General features: G+C 32.9%; 22 protein-coding genes. 7 read left to right on the plus strand and 15 right to left on the minus strand.

Annotated elements, in window-relative coordinates; translation table 11 throughout:
• Positions 1–146 precede the first annotated feature (146 nt).
• The gene (locus MHZ36_RS02130; protein WP_239229303.1) at positions 147–1,052 is read left to right on the plus strand and encodes an ABC transporter substrate-binding protein; all 906 of its coding nucleotides are present in this window, start codon (positions 147–149) and stop codon (positions 1,050–1,052) included.
• Positions 1,053–1,123: 71 nt separating this feature from the next.
• Here the strand turns inward: MHZ36_RS02130 and hisIE are convergent, their stop codons facing one another.
• The 13 genes from hisIE to MHZ36_RS02195 form a co-directional block, all read right to left on the minus strand.
• Positions 1,124–1,750 carry a bifunctional phosphoribosyl-AMP cyclohydrolase/phosphoribosyl-ATP diphosphatase HisIE gene (hisIE, locus tag MHZ36_RS02135; RefSeq protein ID WP_239229304.1) on the minus strand — a complete coding sequence of 209 codons (627 nt, stop codon included), beginning with the start codon at positions 1,748–1,750 and terminating at the stop codon, positions 1,124–1,126.
• Positions 1,747–2,505 carry an imidazole glycerol phosphate synthase subunit HisF gene (gene hisF / locus MHZ36_RS02140; RefSeq protein ID WP_239229305.1) on the minus strand — a complete coding sequence of 253 codons (759 nt, stop codon included), beginning with the start codon at positions 2,503–2,505 and terminating at the stop codon, positions 1,747–1,749. Before hisF ends, hisIE begins: the two co-directional genes overlap by 4 nt.
• Positions 2,502–3,206: a 1-(5-phosphoribosyl)-5-((5-phosphoribosylamino)methylideneamino)imidazole-4-carboxamide isomerase gene (gene hisA / locus MHZ36_RS02145; RefSeq protein ID WP_239229306.1), complete on the minus strand. Its 705-nt coding sequence runs from the start codon at positions 3,204–3,206 to the stop codon at positions 2,502–2,504. Before hisA ends, hisF begins: the two co-directional genes overlap by 4 nt.
• Positions 3,181–3,777: an imidazole glycerol phosphate synthase subunit HisH gene (gene hisH, locus MHZ36_RS02150; protein WP_239229307.1), complete on the minus strand. Its 597-nt coding sequence runs from the start codon at positions 3,775–3,777 to the stop codon at positions 3,181–3,183. The genes hisA and hisH overlap by 26 nt, the downstream gene beginning before the upstream one ends.
• Positions 3,774–4,352 (minus strand): imidazoleglycerol-phosphate dehydratase HisB, encoded by a 579-nt coding sequence (gene hisB / locus MHZ36_RS02155; RefSeq protein WP_239229308.1) that lies wholly within the window; start codon positions 4,350–4,352, stop codon positions 3,774–3,776. Before hisB ends, hisH begins: the two co-directional genes overlap by 4 nt.
• Positions 4,330–5,334, minus strand: a complete 1,005-nt coding sequence (locus MHZ36_RS02160; RefSeq protein ID WP_239229309.1) for a pyridoxal phosphate-dependent aminotransferase — start codon at positions 5,332–5,334, stop codon at positions 4,330–4,332. Before MHZ36_RS02160 ends, hisB begins: the two co-directional genes overlap by 23 nt.
• A 5-nt stretch (positions 5,335–5,339) precedes the next feature.
• On the minus strand, positions 5,340–6,590 hold the full coding sequence (hisD, locus tag MHZ36_RS02165; protein WP_239229636.1) for a histidinol dehydrogenase: 1,251 nt from the start codon (positions 6,588–6,590) through the stop codon (positions 5,340–5,342).
• Positions 6,580–7,197, minus strand: a complete 618-nt coding sequence (hisG, locus tag MHZ36_RS02170) for an ATP phosphoribosyltransferase (RefSeq protein WP_239229310.1) — start codon at positions 7,195–7,197, stop codon at positions 6,580–6,582. The genes hisD and hisG overlap by 11 nt, the downstream gene beginning before the upstream one ends.
• A gap of 21 nt (positions 7,198–7,218) precedes the next feature.
• Positions 7,219–8,034, minus strand: coding sequence for an ATP phosphoribosyltransferase regulatory subunit (locus tag MHZ36_RS02175; RefSeq protein WP_239229311.1), 816 nt, complete (start codon positions 8,032–8,034; stop codon positions 7,219–7,221).
• A gap of 378 nt (positions 8,035–8,412) precedes the next feature.
• On the minus strand, positions 8,413–9,714 hold the full coding sequence (locus MHZ36_RS02180; RefSeq protein WP_239229312.1) for a D-serine ammonia-lyase: 1,302 nt from the start codon (positions 9,712–9,714) through the stop codon (positions 8,413–8,415).
• 206 nt (positions 9,715–9,920) lie between these two features.
• On the minus strand, positions 9,921–12,080 hold the full coding sequence (locus MHZ36_RS02185) for an RNA degradosome polyphosphate kinase (protein ID WP_239229313.1): 2,160 nt from the start codon (positions 12,078–12,080) through the stop codon (positions 9,921–9,923).
• Positions 12,081–12,146: 66 nt separating this feature from the next.
• The gene (gene ppx / locus MHZ36_RS02190) at positions 12,147–13,673 is read right to left on the minus strand and encodes an exopolyphosphatase (protein ID WP_239229314.1); all 1,527 of its coding nucleotides are present in this window, start codon (positions 13,671–13,673) and stop codon (positions 12,147–12,149) included.
• A 234-nt stretch (positions 13,674–13,907) separates the two neighbouring features.
• Positions 13,908–15,446 carry an AbgT family transporter gene (locus MHZ36_RS02195; protein ID WP_239229637.1) on the minus strand — a complete coding sequence of 513 codons (1,539 nt, stop codon included), beginning with the start codon at positions 15,444–15,446 and terminating at the stop codon, positions 13,908–13,910.
• 237 nt (positions 15,447–15,683) lie between these two features.
• On the opposite strand from MHZ36_RS02195, the gene MHZ36_RS02200 reads away from it, so the two are divergent.
• Positions 15,684–16,502 carry an SDR family oxidoreductase gene (locus tag MHZ36_RS02200; RefSeq protein ID WP_239229315.1) on the plus strand — a complete coding sequence of 273 codons (819 nt, stop codon included), beginning with the start codon at positions 15,684–15,686 and terminating at the stop codon, positions 16,500–16,502.
• A gap of 307 nt (positions 16,503–16,809) precedes the next feature.
• Here the strand turns inward: MHZ36_RS02200 and MHZ36_RS02205 are convergent, their stop codons facing one another.
• Positions 16,810–17,886 carry a M42 family metallopeptidase gene (locus MHZ36_RS02205; protein WP_239229316.1) on the minus strand — a complete coding sequence of 359 codons (1,077 nt, stop codon included), beginning with the start codon at positions 17,884–17,886 and terminating at the stop codon, positions 16,810–16,812.
• A 185-nt stretch (positions 17,887–18,071) separates the two neighbouring features.
• Here MHZ36_RS02205 and MHZ36_RS02210 point away from each other — a divergent pair, with 185 nt between their 5' ends.
• Complete coding sequence (locus tag MHZ36_RS02210) at positions 18,072–18,587, plus strand: thioredoxin domain-containing protein (protein ID WP_239229317.1); 516 nt, start codon at positions 18,072–18,074, stop codon at positions 18,585–18,587.
• A 148-nt stretch (positions 18,588–18,735) separates the two neighbouring features.
• On the opposite strand, the gene MHZ36_RS02215 is transcribed toward MHZ36_RS02210, so the two are convergent.
• Entirely contained in the window at positions 18,736–20,313 is a 1,578-nt protein-coding gene (locus MHZ36_RS02215; protein WP_239229318.1) for an FMN-binding glutamate synthase family protein, read from the minus strand.
• Between the two features lie 178 nt (positions 20,314–20,491).
• Between MHZ36_RS02215 and MHZ36_RS02220 the strand changes: the two genes are divergently transcribed.
• From MHZ36_RS02220 to MHZ36_RS02235, 4 genes are all read left to right on the plus strand, one after another.
• Complete coding sequence (locus MHZ36_RS02220; RefSeq protein ID WP_239229319.1) at positions 20,492–21,268, plus strand: CPBP family intramembrane glutamic endopeptidase; 777 nt, start codon at positions 20,492–20,494, stop codon at positions 21,266–21,268.
• 136 nt (positions 21,269–21,404) lie between these two features.
• The gene (locus MHZ36_RS02225; RefSeq protein ID WP_239229320.1) at positions 21,405–22,055 is read left to right on the plus strand and encodes an ABC transporter ATP-binding protein; all 651 of its coding nucleotides are present in this window, start codon (positions 21,405–21,407) and stop codon (positions 22,053–22,055) included.
• Positions 22,052–22,819 carry an ABC transporter permease gene (locus MHZ36_RS02230; protein ID WP_239229321.1) on the plus strand — a complete coding sequence of 256 codons (768 nt, stop codon included), beginning with the start codon at positions 22,052–22,054 and terminating at the stop codon, positions 22,817–22,819. The genes MHZ36_RS02225 and MHZ36_RS02230 overlap by 4 nt, the downstream gene beginning before the upstream one ends.
• Positions 22,820–23,143: 324 nt before the next feature.
• Positions 23,144–24,322: an MFS transporter gene (locus MHZ36_RS02235; protein WP_239229322.1), complete on the plus strand. Its 1,179-nt coding sequence runs from the start codon at positions 23,144–23,146 to the stop codon at positions 24,320–24,322.
• The last annotated feature ends 91 nt before the right edge of the window (positions 24,323–24,413 follow it).

Below are 24,413 nucleotides of genomic sequence, written 5' to 3' on the forward strand. Positions count from 1 at the left end.
TGTGCTTTAATCTATAGATAATTAAAATGCAAGATACAGTAAATTATTGCTTATACTAATTTATTTAAATAATATCAATTATACATTGCAAATGATAATCATTATCTATTATTATTAAAGTTAATAGATAATGGGAGGTTTATATTTTGAAAAAGTTATTAAGTGTTATGTTATGTTTTATATTATTATTAGCAGCTTGTGGAAAGTCTGAAGAAAGTAAAAAAGCCAAGACTGAAAGTGATGTTAGGGAATATGTTACATCAGATGGAAGTAAAGTGAATATACCTAAACATCCAAAACGCGTACTGGATTTGACTGCAAATTATGGTAACTTTAAAAAATTAGGTGTAGAGCCAATTGCAATTACTAATGTATTTCCAAATTCTAAATATTTAAAAATGGATAAGGTGAAAAAAATTAATCCAGAAGATGTGGAAGCGGCAGCTAAATTAAAACCCGATTTGATTATTACGTATAAAGAAAACAAAAATAATAAAAAGTTAGCTAAGATTGCGCCAACTGTTCCAATAAAGGTTCAAAATATGGATTATAAAGAAACACATATAGAATTAGGTAAATTAGTTAATAAAGAGAAATTAGCAAAAAAACAGGCTAATAACTTATCCAAAAAATTAGAAAAAGATGGCCGAGCAATTAAGCAGGCAATTGGAGATGATAAGACCTTTTCTATAATGGATGTTCAGGCGAAAGATATTTACCAATTTGGTCCAAGGTTTGGAAGAGGCAGTGAAGCCATATATGAAGGTTTTGGATTAGCAGAAGATTCCGATGCTAAAGCAGCTATGCCAAAAGAAAAATATATGAAAGTGCCAAAAGAAAAGTTTAATGACTTTTCAGGTGATTATTTACTGATTCCAACCACAAATGGTAAGAAGCCAAATAATGAATTTGTAAAATCATCTATTTGGAAAAATAATAAGGCAGTACAAAATAACCATGTTATATATTATACGATGGATGAAGCAATTTATGCTGACATCATTTCTGTAGAGCAACAAGCGAAAAATTTTAAACAACAACTATTAAAATAAACTATCAAACGCCATTATCTAGCATCTTAAATATAAGATGTGATAATGGCGTTTGATATGTTAAGAAGGTATTACCAATTTTCAACGTCTGTACGTTCACCTTTGAAATTGTTCGATGTTTTATGTCGTTCTGCTAATACAGATTCGACATCTTTAAAATCGATATCTAGAGCATGTAATAAGACAAACAAGTGATACATTAAATCAGCTGTTTCGTTAGTTACTTCTTCTTTATCTGATTTCATAGCACCAATGACAACTTCAAATGCTTCTTCACCAAATTTCTTAGTGATTTTTTCAAGACCTTCATTTAATAAATATTGCGTATAAGAATTGGATTTATTAGAAAGTGAACTTTGATCTATAGTTTGCTCTAATTGTTGCACATTAAAAGGTACCTCAGTATTAAAGCAGCTTTGGCTACCGGTATGGCATGTTGGACCATTTGGGACCACATCAATTAATATGGTATCTTGGTCACAATCAAGGTGAATATTACGTACTTCTTGTGTATGACCTGATGTTTCACCTTTTGTCCATAATCGTTCTTTTGATCTTGAATAGAAACATACTATGCGATCTTCTAACGTTTTTTTATAGGCCGCTTCATTCATATAACCTAGCATTAAGACTTGTTTAGTATTAACGTCTTGTAATATAGCTGGTAATAATCCTTTAGAAAAGTCGGGTTGTGTCATCTTATTGGAATACCTCCTTGGGACATTGTTTGTTTGATTTCGTTTACGGTCGTTTCTTTATCATGCAATATACTTGCAGCAAGACCAGCAGATACGTCTGTTTGTTTAAATAAATCAACAAAGTGATCGGGCTTGCCACCACCACCAGAAGCAATGATAGGTATATTTACTAATTCTTCAATTGCATGCAGGTGTGTTACATCAAATCCTTGTTTCATTCCATCATGTGTCATGCTTGTGATTAGTAATTCGCCAGCGCCTAGAGCTTCAACTTGTTGGACCCAGTCATATACTCTGACATCGGTACGCTGTTTACCACCATGTGTATAGCAAAAGTAATCTTCCAATTCACTGTCGTAGTTACTATCAATAGCAATACAGATACATTGACTACCAAATTTTTCGCTTGCTTCTTTAATAAATTCTGGATGCTTTAAGGCACTTGAATTTAATGATACTTTATCTGCACCGTGATTTAATAGATTTGAAATATCATCTAGCGTTGAAATGCCACCGCCAACAGTGAGTGGGATGAATAATTTTTCGGCTGTTTCTTCAATAACGTCTAATACCAGGTCGTGACCTGCCTCGGTACGTGAAATATCTAGGAAAACCAATTCATCAGCGCCTTGCTCATTATAATAAAGGGCGTAGTCTACTGGATTGCCAATATCACGCAATCCTTTGAACTGAATCCCTTTAACAACGCGTCCATCTTTTACATCTAAACAGGGTATAATACGTTTCTTTATCATGATAAACCCTCCCAGAAGTTCGGATCGTGAGCTGCCTTTCCTACAATTGCGGCATGAACACCTAGTGTTTCAAGTTGAGCTATATCTTGTTGATGACGTATACCGCCAGATGCCACAACGTGTTTATTCGTTGCTTCAACGAGTTGCCCAGTAATTTCAAAGTTAGGACCTGACAATTTACCATCTTTTGATATATCGGTATATATTATGCCACCAAGAGGTAGATCATTGATTTGATTGACTAAATCAAATAAATCCAGTTGTGCATCTTGTTCCCAACCATTAATCTTTACTTCGCGACGGTAAGCGTCGACGGATAAGTATAAACGATTTGGATATTTTTGTGCCATTTCGGTTAACCATTCTAAATCTTGAATTCCTTTAGTACCAATAATACAAAAGTCGATATTATCATCAAAGTAGTGTTGGATTGTGGATTCACTTCGAATACCACCACCAACTTCCATCGGTTTATCGGTTAAATTTCTTAATGTTTTAATATAGTCTTGTTCTATAGATGATTGGTTTTTTGCACCGATTAAATCAACAATATGAATTCGATCAACACACTGAAACTGATTGTAAAATTGTATACTTTCTTCAGCAGTTCGAGTCATCTTCTCTTCTGAATCATATTTTCCTTCTGTCAATCTCACACTTGTAGCATTGATTAAATCAATTGCTGGCCATAATTTGATCATTTAAGAAACCGCCTTTCAGAGCTTGGTTTAATATTGCTAGTCCATCTTCACCACTTTTTTCTGGATGGAATTGAATGCCAATATAATGTCTATGTTGAACAATAGCAGGTATTTGCGTACCATATTCGGCATGAGCAACTACAAATTGAGACATTTCAGCTTGGTAAGAATGAACAAAGTATACATCATTCGTTAATTGTTGTTGATTACTGATTAGGTTATTCCAACCTAGATGTGGTACAGGATAGGGTGTGTCGATAGGGACAATTTTACCAGGAATTAGCTTTAATCCTGACACATTACCTTCTGCACTCCAATCAAATAATAATTGCATACCTAAACAAATACCGATGATAGGTTTGTTATGAATTGCTTTTAAAATAGAATCTAAACCACGCTGTTCTATTGCACGCATAGCATCTTTAAAGTGTCCTACACCAGGAAGGATGACTAATTCTGCAGCTTCAATTTCACTTTGTTTATCAGTTAAAATAGCCTCATAACCCAAATGTTTTACAGCACGTTGTACATTCCGAATATTTCCCAGTCCATAATCTATAATAGCAATCATTCAATCACACCCTTAGATGAAGGAATACCGTCATAGTCATTTTGTGATAATGCATCTTTAAGTGCTCTAGCAAAGGACTTAAAAATACTTTCTATTTCATGATGTGTATTACCGCCACGTAATAAATCAATATGTGTTGTTAGACGTGCATTGATAACTAATGCATGGAAAAATTCTTCTACTAATTCTGTATCAAAAGTGCCGACTTTTTCTTTACTAAATTCGGCATTAAATGATAGATATGGTCGACCACTTATGTCGACAACGCTTCGAGATAGTGTTTCATCCATAGGGATATAACTATGGCCGTAACGCTTGAATGTTGTACGATCTTTGACCATTTCTAATAATAATTGGCCTAAAACGATACCAATATCTTCTGTTACGTGATGGTCATCTACTTCAGTATCTCCATTTGCTTCGATTTGAATCGATAGCTGACTATGAAAGCTAAAGAGGGTCAACATATGGTCTAAAAAGCCAACACCTGTATTGATATTACTTTGGCTAGCATCATCTGCAAGTGTAATATTTAATTGGGTTTCTGCAGTATTACGCTTTTTTTGATAAGTCATATTGAATCCTCCAGTTTTTAATAATTTCTGCTAATTGATCTAATTGCTCATTTGTTGCGATAGAATAACGCACATAATCAGACATCTTTGGCTCATCATATAATCGCGGTAAGAAACCGTGTGCCTGTATGTATTCACCCAAACTATGTGCAGCTTCTCCTTTAGTTAAAACGAAATTGGTCGCAGAGGGATAAATTTTAATAATATCTGAGACTTCATTTTTAAAGATATCACGTAATTTTAAAGCTAGTTTACGCTGTGCTTCAATAAAGCTAGCAGTCATTTCACTATGCTCAAACATATAAATAGCGATATATAAAGTGATTGTATTTAATGGATAAGGATGCTCGATACGTTGAATCCGTTTTATTGTTTCTTCAGTACCTATTAGTACACCTAAACGTAATCCCGCAATACCAAAGGCTTTGGATAAAGTTCGCATTTGTAATATATGTGATTCTAATTCAATATCATAAGCTTCACCAAAGTCTAAATAGGCCTCATCAATAACGAAATAGCCGCCGATAGCTTTCATTTTATCCGCTATCGTATTTAAAAAAGATAATGTATATTGATGGCCGGTAGGGTTATGCGGATTACTCATGATAAAAAATGATGGGCGGACTTCATCAATTCTGTTTAAAATCGTATCTAGTTTAAATGTTAAGTCATCTTCAGCGTCTACAAATTCAATAGGTCTATCAACTTGACCTGCGTAAGCTTGATACATAAAGAAGTCTGGATTTAGCGTTAAAGCAGGTCCTTCTGGCATAATTAGCATTAATTTTTGAATCAACTCGTCTGATCCATTACCCGCTGTGATTTGTGTAGGCTTTAAATTAAAATAATTAGCATAAGCTTGCTTAAAGCGATTATATTCGTCATCAGGATAAAAATTAAATGTTGCTTGTTGAATGATTTCGGCAAGCTGCTCATTTGATAATGGACGAAGTGGACTTTCATTTTTGTTAATTCTTATCATGGCACTTACTCCTTCGTTGTTCGGACTTTAATAGATTGTTCATGGTTATATAATGCTTCTTGATGCGCGAGTGTTCGCGCTGCCGTTTCTATATTATTAAATGTAGATTCAGTTAAATTAATAACAGAATGGCGTGTAAGGAAGTCATTAACTGATAATCCATTTGTAAATCGTGCTGTTTGATTAGTAGGTAATACATGACTTGGACCAGCGACATAATCTCCAATAACTTCAGGAGAATAATAGCCTAAAAATAATGCGCCGACATAGCGTACTTTATTTAAGTACTCCTGAGGATTAACTGTTTGTATTGAAGCATGTTCTGGTGCGATTTGATTCATTACATCACTTGCTTCATTTTTATTCGCAACTGCAATTAAAAAGTGATTGTTTTTTAGGCTGGCTGCTACAATTGGTTGACGTTCTACCGTACGTAAACGTTGTTGGATAGTGCTTTCTAAATGTTCTAAAACTTCACGATTTTCGCTAATAACAAAAGTTCTCGCCATTTCATCGTGTTCAGCTTGAGCAAAGACATCATAAGTTATAGCATTTAAATCTGCTGTCTCATCAATGATTAAAGCTATTTCACTAGGTCCTGCGATTTGGTCAATGCCAACTTGACCATAGAGATACTTTTTAGCATACGCTACATATTGATTGCCAGGACCGACAATTTTATCGACTTTTGGTATAGTTTCAGTTCCATATGCCAAAGCTGCGATACTTTGTGCACCACCAACTTGAAAGACATTATCTACACCAGCAATATAGCAAGCGGCAAGTACGACATCAGGTAGGCCATTTTTTTGAGGTGGTGTAACAACTGTGATGTCTGAGACACCTGCAACTTTTGCTAATGTGACCGTCATCAATACAGTTGATGGGTAACTTGCTTTTCCACCCGGAACGTAGACACCTACACGTTCTAAGGGATGGTACATTTCATAACATTCTTCTGTACCTTGTTTATCTGACCATTTTATAGATGTTTGATAAGCTTTGATTCGGTCGTGACTTGTGTTTAATGCATCACGAAGAGATTCATCTATATTATTATATGCTGTTTCTAAATCACTATATGGTATTTTAAGGTTTTCTATTTCAACACCATCTAATTTTGCATTATAAGATTTAAGGGCGGCATCACCTGATGTTTTGACTGTATCACAGATATCTTTAACTACAGGGTACAAATCTTCATTGAGTGCCGATTGGCTTAAATAGTCATTGAGAAACGTTGTTTTATCTATTATCAATGAGTGACACCTCCAATGTTTGAATAAATGAATCAATTTCATTTGATTTTTTAAAATAGGCTTCTTTATTGGTAATTAATTTTGCATTAATATTTTTTAATGTTTCTTTTTCTACTAAACCATTTGATTTTAATGTCGTTCCAGTTTGTACGATGTCGACAATACCGTCTACCATATCGACTAAACAAGCGAGTTCGATAGAACCAGAAAGTTTAACCAATTCTACATCCAATCCCTGTGATTCAAAATAAGTTTTTGCAGTTTTAGTATAAGAAGTAGCTACTTTTTTAAACTGAGTTGTTTCAGGTTTAGCAGCTAGTGCAAAATGACATTCACCAAAAGGTAAATCTAGTAAATTATTGATTGTATAATTGCCTTCCTCTAATATGTCACTACCAACAATTCCAACGTCTGCAACACCTTGTTCTACATAAATAGGGACATCGCTACCTTTGACTAAAACAAATTGTATATCATCCACAGAAATTAATAATTGACGCTCTCTTTGTTCTAACGCATCTGCTAATTTTTGTTCATCTATATCATATAAATAAGCAATAAAGCTCTTTAATAAACGTCCTTTTGCTAAGGCTACGGTAAGCATAATTTTCTCTCCTTCTTATTTTTATAGTATAAATCCAAGTCCAAAACCTTCTAATTCACCTTTATAAAATCCACCTGTTAACTGTTTAGATTTGTTGTTTTTTAGGTGACAACGCATAAATGCACCTTTGTAATAAGAACGAGGGGCTTGAGGTGTAATATCAAGGTGAATATTTGTGATGTCGTTTGATTTAAACCATTGTTCCCAACGACGCAGTGCTTGAATTGTTTTGTGATCATATGGAAAGAGTTGGTTTAACAAGTTTAATTGTTCAGTTGTCTTTGTTGTTAATAATTGAACGACAGGATGAGCTGTTCCTAGCTGTGTTGTTAGTTCTGAAATATTACGTTCTTGAATTAAATTTAAAATCGTTTGTGTTTGTTCATTAGGAGATAATAATAAATCTATAAGTTGATAGTGTCCTAATATAACAAAATCGATATCATCATCTAATGTTGTCTGTATAAATTTGTAAAATGTTAGAAAATCTTCTTGCATATCGCTAATTGTAGGATTGTAATGTTCTATACCTAGTTGCGTATATACTTCGTTGTCTCTTACGATTGGTCCTGTATAGGCTACCCTTTGATATTGAGGTGGATAGTTACTGTAATAACGTAATAATTGATCGGTAAAATCATTGCGCAGTGCGTAAATATGATGATCATGTTGCCAAAAACTACGTTCAGTCATTTGTTGTAAATCGTCTTTTGTTAATGATTGCCAAGATAATGACTCTATAAAGCTGAAATCTACAAGGTTAAAGTCATTCTCTTGAAAATGTTTTAAAAATGACAATTCATATTCTTTATTTTTTATTAGTGCAGTTGTATTCATATTGTGACCACCTTTTCCTATTTCGCTTTTACTCTCTACCGAACTAAAGTGTAATGATAAATAATACTTTAACATAGTTGTTTTTTTAATTCAATAAATTTTCTGAAAATAACAAAATTTCAAATACTATTATTTTAAAATGATGAGAATGTTTTGTTATAAAAATACCCTAGTTTGAATAGGTGAAAACGAATGATATAAACAAGTGAATGTCCGAAAATAGAAAGGAAAAAGTTATGTATAAAAAGGGATTGAACTAAAGCTACCATTTTATACATAACTAAGAAATAGAGGAGAATCATATTGGTTAATAACGATGATTAGGTAAAATTAACGGCCATATTATAGATGCTAATAATGATTAATATTTATATTTGATTAATTGAGTTTTGCACCTATTTGTAAGTATTGTGATTTTTCGTTTTCTGGTACCATATTGCCACCAGTAGACCAAATAATATGAGTTGCATGTTGCGTTTTTATGCCTGATTTTTCAGCATGTGCGATTGTTGAAGCGATACCATCGAATCCAGAAGTGGCAGAAGGTTCGATAAAGATATCTTCTGTTTCATGAAGTAATGATAAGTAACGATACATTTGTTTATCGTCCACTGTGAATACACCAAAAAGTAGACTGTTCATAATTTGACCAACGAGTCGAGATGGTCTTGAAACAGCTAAACCATCTGCATCTGTCCGTCCATCTAATCCAATATCTGTAACAGCTATTTTATCGTGAAGTTGCGTCATCATACCAAGTAGCATACAAGGCGCATGTGTTGGTTCGGCGAATATGCAGTGTACATGCGGACCTAAAATTAATTTTAGACCGAAAGTTACACCACCTGGACCGCCGCCTACACCACAAGGTAAATATACAAATAAGGGATGTTGTGCATCTACTGTAATTGAGTTAGATTCTAATTGATCTTTTAAACGAAGAGCGGCAACAGCATAGCCTAAAAATAAATCAGCTGATCCTTCATCATCTACAAAGTGACAAGACGTATCGTGTTCAGCTAATTTTCTTCCCTCAGAGACAGCGAATTGGTAATCAGATTGATGTTCAATGACGTTCACGGCATATTGTCGGAGTAAGTCTTTTTTCCACTGACGTGCATCATGAGACATGTGGACTTCAACTGTGAAACCAAGTTTTGCACTCATAATCCCAATACTTAGCCCCAAATTTCCAGTAGAACCAACAGCTATTTTATATTGTTTAAATAAATTGCGATAGGTGTCAGTTGCTAAAATGCTATAATCATCTTTATCTGTTAAATTACCCTTTGTTTGTGCAATCTTCTCTGCGAACTTTAATACTTCATAAATACCACCTCGTGCTTTGATTGATCCTGATATGGATAGTTCGTGATCACATTTTAACCAAAGTTGGGCATGAGTATTTTCGCCAAAATGATTATGAATCTTTTGTTGCATAGCTGGGATTTGTTTTAAAGGTGATTCTATAAGTCCGTTAAGTGATGACGTTTCAGGGAATATCGTTTGAATATAGCTTGCAAAACGTGACAGTCTATCTGATGCATCTTGGATATCCGCTACTGTAAATGGAAGTGATTCATTATTACTATAATTGGGATTATGCCAAAAAATGGGTTGATAATTCTGTAAAGATTTCATTAAAGGATTAGATTTTTGCAATTGTTCTATATTAATCATTTTTAACCTCCTCAAGTGGATAATCGTTTACTTATTATAGCAAATATGCAATAGAAATTTGTGAATAAAGTAGGGGATAAAGTAAACAATACATACCTATACTATAAGCAATAGGTATGTATTGTAGATTGGAAATATGAAACGTTGTATTGATATTTCGTGCAATTGCGTCCTTTTGAGGAAAAATGATTTGTCTATTTAATCTGTTATTTTTTAAATGAATTTCTTAATTTTGAAAACCAGCCATTTTTTGAAGATACTGTCATACCACTTGGTCTTGAAGCTTGTTTTTTAAGTTCTGATCCGAATTCAATCGCTTCTTTCATTAAATAAGCTTGTGAGTTTAAAGGTGATAAATTATTTTGAATGTAGTGGTAATTACCTTCATAGTCTTGGAAGCGACCTTTTTGGTTATCAGTTAATTGTAAGTCCATATAGTTTAATAATCTTTGTCCTATAGCCTTGTCTTCTACGGGGAACAGTATTTCTACTCTTTTTATCATATTGCGTGTCATTGCATCTGCTGATGACAAGTAAATTTTTTCATCACCATTATTATGGAAGTAATATATACGGGAATGTTCTAAAAAACGTCCAACAATGCTTACGACTTCAATATTTTCGCTGATGCCAGGAATACCTGGTTTGAGGCAACAAATACCTCGGATTATTAATTGAACCTTAACCCCTGCACAAGAAGCTTGGAACAATTTTAAAATAATATCTTTATCTGTTAGAGAGTTCATCTTCATAATGATTTTTCCATTTCCGTGTTCTCGATGTGCTTTGATTTCACAATCAATTCTATCAATAAACACGTCTCTAATATCAAATGGTGCGACAATAATTTTATTATAGTGAGGTTTTATAGAATAACCACTCAGGTAATTGAAAAATTTTAAGGCATCATCGGCAATAGGCTTGTCAGTAGTAATGATACCCATGTCTGTATAAATTTTTGCAGTTTTATCATTGTAATTGCCTGTTCCAAGATGGACAAAAGATGTTAATTTATTATTTATACGTTTTACAACGAGTGCGATTTTACTATGCGTTTTTAAGTTGGTCATACCATAAATTACATGACATCCCGCATCTTCTAACATTCTTGCCCAATGGACATTGTTCTCTTCGTCAAATCGTGCTTTTAATTCTACTAGTACGGTTACTTGCTTTCCTTTTTCAGCAGCTTCTTTAAGACTATTAATGATGGGGGAATCTTTACTCACTCGATATAAAGTTTGTTTAATCGCAATAGTATTAGGATCTGATGCAGCATCACGTATAAAATCTACAATAGGTTCAAAGGACTCATATGGATGGTGGAAGAAGATATCTTGTGTTAACGATAAATCAAATATATCTTTATCACCTAGTGAACTTGGTAATTGCGGAATATACTTACTATAGGTTAGGTGACTTAATTTATGAGATAAATGGTCTACGAGCCCAAATAGCATTGTTAAATCTAATGGTCCATCTACAAAATATACTTCTTCATCTTTAACATCTAATTGATTCATAATCCACACAATATCTTCATATGCGGCGTGTCGTCCATCTACTTCTAAACGCACAGCGCTACCACTTTTCCGTTCCTTTAAGAAACGCTCAATTTCTATCAATAAGTCTTCTGCACCTTCTTCATGTATAGATAAATCAGCATTTCGAGTGATTCTAAAGGTAAACGTATTTAACACTTCGTATCCTGTAAACAATTCATTTATAAAGTGAGTAATGATATCTTCAACCATAATAATATATTGTTTATCACCTTCGTTTAAGTAAGAAAAACGAGGTATTAATGATGGTATTTGAACGATAGCTGAATTAATTGCATCATCTGTATCGATATCAACAAATATATTTAAACTTTTATTATTTAGTTTAGGGAATGGATGATATGCATCGATGCCTAATGGTGTTAGTGTTGGTAAAATATTTGATTTGAATTCTACTTCTAACGCTTCCAAAAGGGAATCAGAAAGTGCTTCAGGTGTTACAATTTCAACTTGGTATTGTTTTAATTCTTCAACCAGTTCGTTATAGCGACTATATTGCATATCTACATAGCGTTTGTTTTTACTTTTAATTGCATTTAATTGTTGTCTTGGTGTGAGTTGCGCTTTATTTTCAGGCTTATCGTAACCAAGTTTGACTTGATCTTGAAGTCCGGCAACGCGGACCATGTAAAATTCATCTAAGTTAGAACTGAATATAGAAATAAAATTTAGTTGTTCTAGTAAAGGGTTATTTCTATCTTGTGCCTCTTGTAACACACGATAGTTAAAATCTAGCCAACTAAGTTCCCTGTTATTATAATACTGTGGTAAATTCAAATCTTTTTCTCCCAAATTTCTTTGCATAAGTACTAATACACCTCGTTATAGACTGAAATCATATTTTGATAAACATAATTTATCATATGAATTTTAAGATTTTGTAAAGATAATTGTTAGTTCTGCTTTTAAAATTTTCTCAATATGCTTCTTTTGCCTTTGAGCTTGGTATTCTTCAGAGATTGGTTCACCAGAATAATAAATATATAAAGTATATTTACCATCTTCCTCGTTGAGGTTTATTTTTTCTACGGAGCTCGTATGAGAAATATTTAAAGCATTCACGAATTTTATGATTCCACCTAAATATTGTATGTTGTCAAAGTCCTTGTCTTTAAGCCAATTGGTCTCATTGCTAAAATATTTAAGTAATGATTTATTTTTAAAACTCGCAAGTAAAGCAAGTTTGACGCGTTCTTCGTGAGAAAAGCCATCAATCATCGAATTGGCAATAATATAATACGTATGAGGTGAGCTTGAATCAGAATCTATAAAACTACCCAAATAGTAGAGAAAGGCGCCTTCAGCAAATAGTCGTTGCTCCACTTTCGTCACGTTGATGGCTTTAAAATCTATTAATTGTGACAATAAAGATTGTGCAAGTTTGACACGTTGCTCGGCACTTCCTTCTTCTATTCCATATTCATTAGCTAAATGATATAAAGCGTCTTTACGAATATTTTCTTTTTTAAATTCCATAGGATGACGTTCGCTTAATAATTTCATTACGTAACCTTCTCGTAAACCTTTGCGTGAAAACGTAAATTGAGTTGCATTTATTTTATTAAATAAAGTTTTGAAAACTGAAACTGCTGGTAAGATGATATCAACACGATCTCTACTTAGGCCATCTATATCTTTTAATTCATCTCTAGAGCTTTTCTTTATAAGCGAATACACTTCGTCAATATGATCTGCTGACATTTTATAATTGTGTACGCCACCGATAGGGTAAGAGTGCTTTGATTGATGAATACGTGCGACATTTCGTGCTGAACCTCCAATACCAACTAGCGAAATATTTTGCTTCTTAAGCCACGGTAGTTCATCAAATTGTTTGGAAATGAATTTTTCCATTGCTTTAATTGCAGATTTATCGTTATGATTTTTTCCTTCGAAAAATTTCTTTTTTAATGTGACTACGCCAAAAGGAAAACTATGTGCTTCTACTAATTTTTTTCCCTTAAATAATGTAACCTCTGTAGAACCACCACCTATATCTATTGACACACCATCATTGATGTCAGTGGTATGCGTGATTGCATAAAATCCATAAAAAGCTTCATCAGTTTCTGGAACAATCGTCATTTCAACGTCTAAATGTTTTTTTATAAATGCAATAATTTCATCACTATTAGTTGATTGTCTAATTGCCGCAGTGGCAACAGGATGTAATTCATTAACATTGAATTTCTGTGCCACTTTTTTAAAACTACTTAATGCTTTAGTCAATACATTGATTCCTTCATCGTTCATCGCTAAATCATCTGTTAAATATTGGCTCAAGCGTGCAGGTGTCTTAATATTTAATAATTCATTTAAGCCAGTCTTTGCATCAAATTCAAAAATAACAAGGCGAATTGTATTAGATCCAATATCTATTAAGCCTATTCGTTCCATATATGCCTCCTATAATGTAGGTCCTTATAGTATCTATACTATATTTACCCAAAATCTTAATTATATATTACATGATCCGAAAAGTTTTGTGTGCAATATAATTTTACTTATAATATGAAATTTGTTCATAAAATCATACTAAATTTAGGGAAGTATCTAAGGACTAATATTTTTAGCTATGATATATCCATTTACTAATATTCCATTTGATTTAATATCAACTTTTAGTTTAGATTAATTGATTTTTAAAGGGCCACCTGGACCTAAAGGCCAACCAAGTAAATACCAGAAAATCATAAATAGAGGCCAAACAATACTTAAGACAATTGTGTATGGCATCAAACTTGAAAGTAATGAACCAAGTTTCATATTATGATCATATTTTTGTGCATAGGATAATAACAATGGTAAATAAGGCATCATTGGTGTGATAGGATTACTGATTGAGTCCCCAATTCGATATAACATTTGTGTAAAGGAAGGATGGAATCCTACTAACATAAGCATAGGGATAAATATAGGAGCCAATATACCCCATTTAGCTGAAGCGCTCCCTATAAGTAAATTAATCAATGCACTAAGCAATATAATGCCGAGTATTAGTACGATGCCATTTTGACCTTGAAGTATAGCAGCGCCTTTTACTGCTACAATTACCCCTAAGTTACTCCATTCTAGAAATGCCAAAAGTTGAGCAGCAAAAAATACAATAACGATAAAAGAACCCATAGAGGCCATCGAGTCAGCAAGCATTTTACCTAAATCTTTTGTACTGTTAAATACTTTCATCATAATGCCGTATACTAAGCCAGGTACTAAAAAAAGAACTAATATTAACAAACCGACACCATTGATAATAGGTGCATCATTGAGCAAACTTCCTGTTTTTGCATTTCTCAAAAAGCTATGCTCTGGAATTGCGCAAATAATAACTAATAAAATGACTGCAAAGAAACTTATATTTGCCCAAAATACTGCACGGTTCTCTTTAGGAGTCAATCCATCGTCAGAATTATCTGTATTAATGTCAGCGTTAGTATCATCATAAGTACCTAATCTAGGAATGACAAAGCGCATTGTAACCCAATAGACGGCAGGTAGTAGAACGATGACACTAGCAGCAATAAAATACCAGTTCATAGCAACATTCACATGTACATTGTCTGATACAATTTCTGTTGCAGGTTTCGTAAATGCATAAAGTAGAGCATCAGACATACCAATCATAAAGTTTGCTGAAAAACCACCAATTGCTGAAGCATATGCCATGGCTAATCCGGCAATTGGATGATACCCCAATTTAATAAAGACCATTGCAGTTAAAGGGGGCAGAACAATTGGTGCAGCATCTCCTGCAGCATTGCCTAAAATACCAATCAATATAATGACAGGAACAATTATTTTTTTAGGGGCTTTATGTACAACTTGAATCATTAACTTATCGAAATAACCAGTTTTTTCAGCAACACCAATGCCTAACATAACAGCTAAAACGAGTCCTAATGCAGGAAATTCAGAAAAGTTCTTGATTGAATCATTGAGAATCATCATGGCACCATCTTTGCTAATAATGCTTTTGATTTCGATAGTATCACCAGATCCAGGATGTTTGACGGTAACATGAAAAAGTGAAATAACCCATGTTAATATGGCTAATCCTAAACACATTAGAAAGAATAAAATACTAGGATCAGGTAATTTATTACCAATAAGTTCTACAATATTTAAAAATTTATTTATAGGCGATACTTTCCTTTTTGAGTTTGAAGACATCATCATCTACCTCCCAAAATTAGATAACGAAAGTATAACAAAATTTAAATGCAAATAGAATGAAAATTCTTAAAATTTGTACTTTTCATATATACGGAGGTTTTTTGAGGAAGACGATTAATTTTATATATCCAGTTATTAATTATTTATAGCCTTGAAAGTTTGGATTTTTAGGATAATGGTAATAGTAATTATAAAGGGGAAAGTAATCAATATATGAAGAGGAGTTGTAAAAATATGGGAAGACTAGAAAATAAAATCGCAGTATTAACGGGAACAAGCACAGGTATAGGTGCTGCAACTGCAAAAGTTATGGCCTCAGAAGGTGCTCATATTTTGGCAGTAGATATTACTGATAAAGTTTATGATGTTGTCAATGAAATAAATGAGGCTGGTTACAAGGCATCTGGATATATTGTTGATGTCTCAGATGCGACTGCGGTAGAACAATTCGCAGATACCATTAAAGAAACATATGGTGAAATTGATATTTTATTTAATAATGCTGGAATAGATAATGCGGCTGGACGTATACATGAGTATCCAGTTGAAGTGTTTGATAGTATATTGAATGTCGATTTAAAAGGTACATTTTTAATGACTAAATTCACCTTACCATTAATGATGGAAAATGGTGGGTCAATCATTAATACGGCATCATTTTCAGGTAAAGCTGCAGATTTAAATCGATCAGGTTATAATGCTGCCAAAGGTGGGGTAATTAATTTTACACGCTCAACTGCTATTGAATATGGGAGAGAAAATATAAGAGCAAATGCAATTGCACCTGGAACAATTGAAACCCCATTAGTAGATAAATTAACAGGGAAAAAAGAAGATGAAGCAGGTAAAACATTTAGAGAAAATCAAAAATGGATGACGCCATTAGGTCGTTTAGGAACGCCAGAAGAAGTTGGAAAATTAGTTGCATTTCTTGCATCTGACGATAGTTCATTTATTACTGGTGAAGCTATTACAATTGATGGCGGCGTTATGGCTTACACTTGGCCAGGAGAAATGTTAAGTAATGATGATTGGAAAAATACAACAAAGTAATTTGTAAGTATAAGAGAAGACTGCGCTAGATAATAGAAGTTTTCAAGAAAATATAGTCATATAATTTGAAATAAAATATTAATGTTAAAGCCCTTAAATGAATTTGCTGAATTCATTTAAGGGCTATTTTTAACACATATATTTTCAAAATGTTATTAATAAGTACAGTGAGAATGGTATGAGTTAATGGTTAACAAGAGCGCATAATGTGCATACGAAAAAATGCCAATAAAGTCTCAGACTCCATTGGCAATATAAATATAATTTATTACAAAAGATATGCGCTTTTGCTTATATTACTGATTGCTTACCAGATAATTTGTTCTACAACGTCATTGTTAAGTGATTTTACAATTTCAGTAACTAAAGCGACTGAGTTTTTATAATCGTCAGTGTGAAGTACTGAAACATTCGAATGCATGTAACGTAAAGCAACACCAATTGATACAGTCGGTGTACCTTCATTTGCGACATGGATGCTACCAGCATCTGTACCGCCACCAGCTGTAGTGTCTAATTGAATTGCGATATTATGTTTTTTAGCGACTGCTTTAATATGCTTTGTAAAGCCTACATGACCAATATTTGAAGCATCCATGATAATTACGACAGGGCCATTGCCAATTGCTGTGTCACTGACTTGACCGGACATGCCAGGCGTATCATATGCGACAGCAACATCTACAGCAATTGCTAAATCGGGCTTAATTTTATTTGTTGCCACTTTTGCTCCTCTTAAACCAACTTCTTCTTGAACGTTAGCGCCTGCAACTAAATTGATATCAATCGCATCATTTTTTAAATTATTTAATACATCGACAGCTAAAGCACAGCCATAGCGATTATCAAAAGCTTTTGCCGTTAAATATTTACTGTTTGCTAAAGACTCAAATTCACTATATGGCGTAATCATATTACCTACATCAATGCCAAATTGTTCTGCTTCTTTTTTACTTTTAACACCAATATCGATAAACATATCCTTAATTTCAACGTTTTTCTTACGCTCTTCAGGCGATAGTACATGAGGAGGTTTACAACCGATAATACCGCGAATCTTTTTACCATTGTCAGTTGTTACAGTAACTTTTTGTGATAACATTACTTGATTCCACCAACCGCCAATTGGAGTGAATTTTAAGAAACCATCTTTATCGATTTTTGTTACGATAAAGCCTATTTCATCTAAGTGACCAGCCACCATTAATGTTTTATCGCCTGTCTTAGTTGTTTTTTTGCCGAAAATACCACCTAAATTATCTTCTACAATTTCATCACTAACAGGAGTTAAGTAATCTTTCATAGCCGATTTAACTTGCATTTCATGGCCAGCAATACCATCGATATCTGTCAGTGTTTTAAGCAGTTTAACTGAATTATCCATTTAAATTCCTCCCATTTTTAAGAATACCTTTATTTTACCATGAATTCACTGCACTTATCATGTATGCAATTTAACTGCGGAACGCATTCGTTTCAATTCTTAGTAAAACACTAAGACTAATTCGGTGCATTTATAATTTCTAAATGTTTCAATAGATATATAAATAAAAGAGAGGGGATATTCCAATGACAGAAGTGAAGCATTTAACATTTGGTGACGTCAATGCACCAATAACGGTAGAATCGTTTATCAATTTTGCATGTCCATATTGTAAAAATTATTTCAAAGCTGCAGATCGAGCTTTAAGTGATTTGATCAAAGCAGGAAAAGTAAAACATAGCATTAAGCATTTTGATAAGACAAAGCAAGGGCTATTAAAAGGTACGATTGCCAATATTTATTTAGATTATGAACAACCTGAAGAAACACTGAATATTATCCATCAATTGTACGATACACAAGAAGATTGGAAAAAAAGTTTTACAATAATAGAACAAACAATGGAACAAAAATTCAATCTAAAGCCTCAAAAAGCAGCGGATGAACGTTCTTTAGCAATTGCAAAAGAAACATTTGAAAGAGGTATTGGTGGTATACCAACAGTATTTATAGATGGAAACAAATTTGAATTTAATCCACTTGAAGATAGTGTTGAGGAAATAGCAACGAAATTAAAAGCACAATTACCTTTGAATAAATAAGATAAGTGAGTATTTAATATCATTTGTAACTTTAGTTAAATTGTTTCCTTGATATAAACAGGCTGAGACATCAAAATGATGTCTCAGCCTGGCTTGATTTATATGACTTTTGCAACGGATGTGCGCATAGCTGTTTCTATTTGTATATTTAATCAATTAATTTTAATTTGTAGTCATTTATTGATTGAAGTTGTCCATTTTTGTGCTTAATTATAATATGCTCCTTAGATATCTGTGACGGTGTATTTACACCTACAGCAGCCGCAATATTAAATAAGCCTTCATGTAAACTTGTTACGAAGTTTGTTACACGATATTGTTTTTCATCAATAATTAGGCCTTGTTCTCTCTTAGGGTCAGTCGTTGCTACTCCAACTGGACAAGTGTTCATATGGCATTGTTGACTCATAATACATCCGACACTGATCATCATACCACGCGCAATGTTGATTAAATCTGCACCTAGCCCAAGCGCAATAGCAATCTTGTCTGGTGTAATTAATTTTCCAGAAGCAAATATTTTAACGCGATCACGAATGCCGTACTTCTCTAATACTGCTGTCAATATTGGCAAAGCAGTGAATAATGGTAATCCAACACGGTCTTCTAATTCTTGAAAAGTTGCACCTGTGCCACCTTCACCACCATCTACCGTTATAAAATCAGGATATTGATTTGTTTTTAACATTGATTTAACCAATTTTTCGACTTCTGATACACTACTGATTACAATTTTGAAGCCGACGGGTTTTTGGCCATATTGTTGCAATTCAGATACCCAATCTAGTAAAGCTGTTGGGCTATCGATATCTGTAAAGCGATTAGGTGAGTTAATCGTTTTCCAAGGCTCAACTTTTCTAATTGCTGCAATTTCTTCAGTAACTTTATTACCTTGCATATGACCGCCACGTGTTTTAGCACCTTGAGCAAGTTTAATTTCAAATGCTTTAATGGCATCTTTATTCGCTAATTCTTGAAAAGCAGTAATATCAAAGTGCCCATCTTTATCACGAACACCAAATAATCCGGGGCCAATTTGAAAGATAATATCTACATTACCTGTTAAATGATATTTTGATAAGCCACCTTCACCAGTGTTCATCCAAGTACCTGCTTTTCCTAAACCTTTGGACAATGCGGTAATCGCATGACTCCCTAATGCACCATAACTCATCCCTGATTGACCTACGAGACGTTTGATTTTAAAAGGATGTTCTAATTGAGCACCTATGATAACTTGATCTTCTTCTGTAAGAAAGTAAGGGTCAATCTGCGTTTTAGTTCTATGTTCTTCACGATCAAATAAGCGTTCGTTATCTATTTTATAAATAAATGTTGAAATCATTGGTGATTGATTAATGTGCAATTCGTTAGTTTGCAGTGGAAACATTGTGTTTTGTATATAGAATCCATCTTCATATGCTTCTTGAGTCCCAAAGCTTGTCATTCTAGAGTTATATTTACCTGCTAAAACAATATTGGTAAAATCATTTCTAGAAAATGGCTTGCCTTTTGTATCTGGTAAAAATAAATATTGTCTAAGTTCTGGTCCGATTTTTTCAAAGAAGTAACGCACACGTGCGAGTAATGGATAATTACGTAATACACTATGTTGTTTTTGATGTTTATCTTTGAAAATAAGTAATCCCCCAATTACTAACAGACTGAATAAAAATAACACTAAAATTGTATTAACAATAAATTGCAATATAGTAAGTAAAGTCATAAATATCCCCCCATTTATTTATATATTACAACGATAAATATGTTTTGCAACAACGGTCACTCATATATTTAAAATAATAATTATTAGAGTTGAATGAATATTAAAAATGGGTAAATAAAAATAATAATTAATAAAACTGATTATGATATATTAAAATAAAAAATAAAGAAGGTGACCTATGACTGAAATAATTAATGAGAAAAAGGAAAAAACAGCCGATGTATTACCATGGGATAAACCTAATGTGGCAAAAAAGGATTTCGTATTGATTCCATTATATTTATTGTCTATTCATATAGTGCCAATTGTCATTTTCGCAATCATTTATGCTATAGCCATTACTTTAAATATAAAAAATGAAACTATGCTTGATACGCATGTGATTGGTGTTTTTGGAAGTATTATGGCCGAAATAATCATCATTATAAGCTTTGTCAAATTGTATCCCAAAGTTTCATTTATAAAACTAAGCTTCAATAGATTTAAACAGGTTCCTCGATACATATTAATGATTATCGCTACTTATATTGTAATTATATTTGCAACACCGATTTATGAATGGCTGATAACATTTTTTCCAAAATCATTTCAATATGGTGTGACTCAAAATCAACAAAATTTGGAACAATTATTTGATAAACGTTGGATGTATCCTTTTCTATTTATCGATATTGTTATACTGACACCTTTTGTTGAAGAACTTATTTTTAGGCACTTAATTATTCATGAACTTGGTAAAAAAATAACATATGGTTTAGCTACTTTATTATCAATTATTATTTTTGCAAGTATACATGTCATAAATGCTTCATCTCCATTTGAAATTGGGGGTTATCTTATCATAGCTATAGGTTTATCATTGGTATATTTAAAAAGTGGTAAAAATTTAGCGGTGGCAATAACATTACATTCATTGATAAACTTTGTTTCATTTATAACGATTATTTGTAGTTAAATTTAAGGATCTAAATTAGTAACCGTTCTATTTATTAAAAAAATGATGATTGATTATTAGGATACTGGGTCATGATTTACGTTAATTTGGGTATTATATAAAAAATAGTATTAACGAATTGAGGTAGGTTAAGAAGATGCTAGAAATCAAAAATGTCTCTTATGAAGTAGACAATAGAATGATTTTAAAAGATATTAATTTATCAATAAATAAAGGTGATACAGTTGCTATTATAGGGCCTTCAGGAAGCGGGAAGAGTACCTTGTTTCGATTATTAAGTAATTTAATTAGCCCAACAAAAGGTAGCATTTATTATAATAATAAAGAGTATGAAAGTTTGAATCCTGAAGAATTACGTATGAAAGTGAGTTATTTATTACAGCAAAGCGACCTTTTTGACTCTACCATTGAGGATAATTTAGCTTTCCCATCACAAATTCGAGAAAAGTCATTTGATAAAAAGAAGGCAAAATGTTTATTAAAAACCGTAGGATTAGATCATTATCGTTTAGATTCAAAGGTTCAACGTTTATCGGGTGGTGAGCGCCAGAGAATTACGATAGCGAGACAATTAATGTATACACCTGAAATTTTGTTGTTAGATGAGGCAACGAGTGCTTTAGATACGCAAAATAGAAATAAAGTGGAGGAACTCATCTTTAACTTAGCGAATAAAGGGGTAGCAATTTTATGGATTACACATAGCAAGGACCAAAGTTTACGACGTTTTAATAAACGTGTTCACTTAATAGATGGACATATAGAGAAGGAGGAAGTATTGCAATGAGTACAACGGCATTAGCATTGACCGGATTGTTATTACTTTTTCCAATTATTGTGTCTTATAAGGAAAAACTACATATTATTAAAGATTTACTCGTATCTACGATTCGAGCAGTTATTCAATTAATAATCTTAGGTTATCTTTTACATTTTATTTTTAATGTTAATCAAAAATGGATATTAATTGTTTTTATCATCATCATTATTATAAATGCAGCATGGAATACTGTTGGAAGAGCTTCTTCTGTAATGCATCATGTGTTTCTAATCTCGTTAGGGTCAATTTTTGTTGGTGTAGCTCTGCCATTGGTAGGAGTAGTATTAACTGGTGCAATTGAATTTAAACCAAATGAAGTCATTCCAGTATCTGGTATGTTGGCAAGTAATAGTCTAATTGCAATTAATTTAGCCTATCAGAACCTAGATAGAGAATTTGTTAAAGAAATGAGTCAAATTGAATCTAAATTGACATTAGGTGCCAATCCTAAGTTAGCGTCTAAAGATACAATACGTCAAAGTATTAAAACTGCAATTGTTCCGACAATTGATTCTGTTAAGACATACGGTATCGTATCCATTCCAGGTATGATGACTGGTTTGATTATTGGGGGCGTGGCACCATTAGATGCAGTTAAATTTCAGTTAATGGTTGTGTTTATTCATACGACAGCAACAATTATGTCTGCGTTAATAGCGACATATTTAAGCTATAAACAATTTTTCAATCATCGAGATCAACTTATTGGAAGAAAAATGGTTCAACATTAGCTACTCAAAGACAATTATATATAATGAAATATTAAAGAGGTTAAGTACTAAACAATAAGCAAAGGGATAGATTGCTTTTTGTTTAACTTAGCTTCTTTTTTTATAACAAGTTCTTTTATTAAACTTAGTATATTTGAACATAATAATAGATAAATTGTAATGAAGTTTTGGATAAAGTCGTTTTATATAAAAAGCACTTTAGTTATAAATAAGCGGTGGTAATTATAACGTTATGATCAAAAGTTATTTAAACACTTAATATCATGGTTTATAATAGAGAAGTTATGAATTTTTAAAAGAACTGAATAGAAAGGAGCGTTATATATGTCAACTATGCGCGTAGTTACTTTTATTTTAAGCATATTTATCGTAGGTATGGTTGAGATGATGGTCGCGGGAATTATGAATTTGATGAGCAATGATTTACATGTATCTGAAGCCATTATCGGCCAATTGGTAACATTATATGCCATCACATTTGCCATTGCAGGTCCTATACTTGTTAAACTAACTAACCGATTTTCACCAAAACCAGTATTATTATGGACATTACTTGCATTCATTGTAGGTAATCTAATGATTGCATTGGCACCAAACTTTGCAATATTAGTTATAGGTAGAATATTATCTTCTGCAGCAGCAGCATTAATTGTAGTGAAAATATTGGCGTTGACTGCATTGCTAACGGCACCACAACATCGTGGTAAAATGATCGGTATTGTATATTCAGGATTTAGTGGTGCGAATGTCTTTGGTGTACCAATCGGGACAATTATTGGCGACCTAGTGGGATGGCGTTTTACATTTATTTTTATTGTTGTTGTTAGTGTGTTTGTTGGTATATTGATGTACATTTATATTCCGAAAACTAATGATGAGATAGCTGTTAAAAACCGCAATCAATCAGAGACTAAACACTCAGGAGGTACGATACTACGTCCGGCCGAAGTTGGGAAATATTTAGGGATTACATTTTTATTATTAGTGGCAAATTCTGTCACATTTATTTATATCAATCCATTAATGCTATCAGGTGGTCATGATTTATCATTTGTTTCTATAGCATTGTTAATTAATGGTGTAGCGGGCATGATAGGAACGTCGATGGGAGGCTTCTTATCAGATAAAATGACAAGTAAACGATGGTTAGCCATTGCAACGACATTATTTATTGTAATGCTTTTATTATTAAACCTATTTTTAACAGGAACGGTAATATTACTTGCGGTTATTTTCATTTGGAATATTATGCAATGGAGTACTAATCCAGCAGTTCAAAGTGGTATTATAGAGCATGTAGATGGCGATACAAGCCAAGTGATGAGTTGGAATATGTCTAGTTTAAATGCTGGTATAGCGATTGGTGGGGTTGTTGGTGGACTAGTTGTTTCGAAGCTTAATGTTTTTGCAACGACATATTTCTCGGCGACAATTGCAGTGATTGCACTTATTTTGATTCTTAGTTTAAATCAAATTTCTAAATATAAAGCAAAACGAGTTTAAAAAAATAAAAAGAATCTAGGATGTAAAGCCACATTCTCTAAATAAGAGAGCTAATCTGAAAAAGATTAGCTCTCTTTTATATTTAAAATCT

Source organism: Staphylococcus sp. ACRSN (assembly GCF_022346615.1).
In the GTDB taxonomy this organism is placed as follows: Bacteria; Bacillota; Bacilli; order Staphylococcales; family Staphylococcaceae; genus Staphylococcus.

Excerpts from the sequence above, each read along its gene's own strand:
- MHZ36_RS02205 (WP_239229316.1), bottom strand. The coding sequence starts at position 17,886 with ATGGATAATTCAGTTAAACTGCTTAAAACACTGACAGATATCGATGGT.
- MHZ36_RS02195 (WP_239229637.1), bottom strand. The coding sequence starts at position 15,446 with ATGTCTTCAAACTCAAAAAGGAAAGTATCGCCTATAAATAAATTTTTA.
- MHZ36_RS02210 (WP_239229317.1), top strand. The coding sequence starts at position 18,072 with ATGACAGAAGTGAAGCATTTAACATTTGGTGACGTCAATGCACCAATA.
- MHZ36_RS02225 (WP_239229320.1), top strand. The coding sequence starts at position 21,405 with ATGCTAGAAATCAAAAATGTCTCTTATGAAGTAGACAATAGAATGATT.
- hisIE (WP_239229304.1), bottom strand. The coding sequence starts at position 1,750 with ATGACACAACCCGACTTTTCTAAAGGATTATTACCAGCTATATTACAA.
- MHZ36_RS02185 (WP_239229313.1), bottom strand. The coding sequence starts at position 12,080 with ATGCAAAGAAATTTGGGAGAAAAAGATTTGAATTTACCACAGTATTAT.
- MHZ36_RS02175 (WP_239229311.1), bottom strand. The coding sequence starts at position 8,034 with ATGAATACAACTGCACTAATAAAAAATAAAGAATATGAATTGTCATTT.
- MHZ36_RS02235 (WP_239229322.1), top strand. The coding sequence starts at position 23,144 with ATGTCAACTATGCGCGTAGTTACTTTTATTTTAAGCATATTTATCGTA.
- MHZ36_RS02200 (WP_239229315.1), top strand. The coding sequence starts at position 15,684 with ATGGGAAGACTAGAAAATAAAATCGCAGTATTAACGGGAACAAGCACA.
- MHZ36_RS02215 (WP_239229318.1), bottom strand. The coding sequence starts at position 20,313 with ATGACTTTACTTACTATATTGCAATTTATTGTTAATACAATTTTAGTG.
- hisF (WP_239229305.1), bottom strand. The coding sequence starts at position 2,505 with ATGATAAAGAAACGTATTATACCCTGTTTAGATGTAAAAGATGGACGC.
- MHZ36_RS02220 (WP_239229319.1), top strand. The coding sequence starts at position 20,492 with ATGACTGAAATAATTAATGAGAAAAAGGAAAAAACAGCCGATGTATTA.
- MHZ36_RS02160 (WP_239229309.1), bottom strand. The coding sequence starts at position 5,334 with ATGATAAGAATTAACAAAAATGAAAGTCCACTTCGTCCATTATCAAAT.
- hisH (WP_239229307.1), bottom strand. The coding sequence starts at position 3,777 with ATGATTGCTATTATAGATTATGGACTGGGAAATATTCGGAATGTACAA.
- ppx (WP_239229314.1), bottom strand. The coding sequence starts at position 13,673 with ATGGAACGAATAGGCTTAATAGATATTGGATCTAATACAATTCGCCTT.
- hisA (WP_239229306.1), bottom strand. The coding sequence starts at position 3,206 with ATGATCAAATTATGGCCAGCAATTGATTTAATCAATGCTACAAGTGTG.
- MHZ36_RS02180 (WP_239229312.1), bottom strand. The coding sequence starts at position 9,714 with ATGATTAATATAGAACAATTGCAAAAATCTAATCCTTTAATGAAATCT.
- hisG (WP_239229310.1), bottom strand. The coding sequence starts at position 7,197 with ATGCTTACCGTAGCCTTAGCAAAAGGACGTTTATTAAAGAGCTTTATT.
- MHZ36_RS02230 (WP_239229321.1), top strand. The coding sequence starts at position 22,052 with ATGAGTACAACGGCATTAGCATTGACCGGATTGTTATTACTTTTTCCA.
- hisB (WP_239229308.1), bottom strand. The coding sequence starts at position 4,352 with ATGACTTATCAAAAAAAGCGTAATACTGCAGAAACCCAATTAAATATT.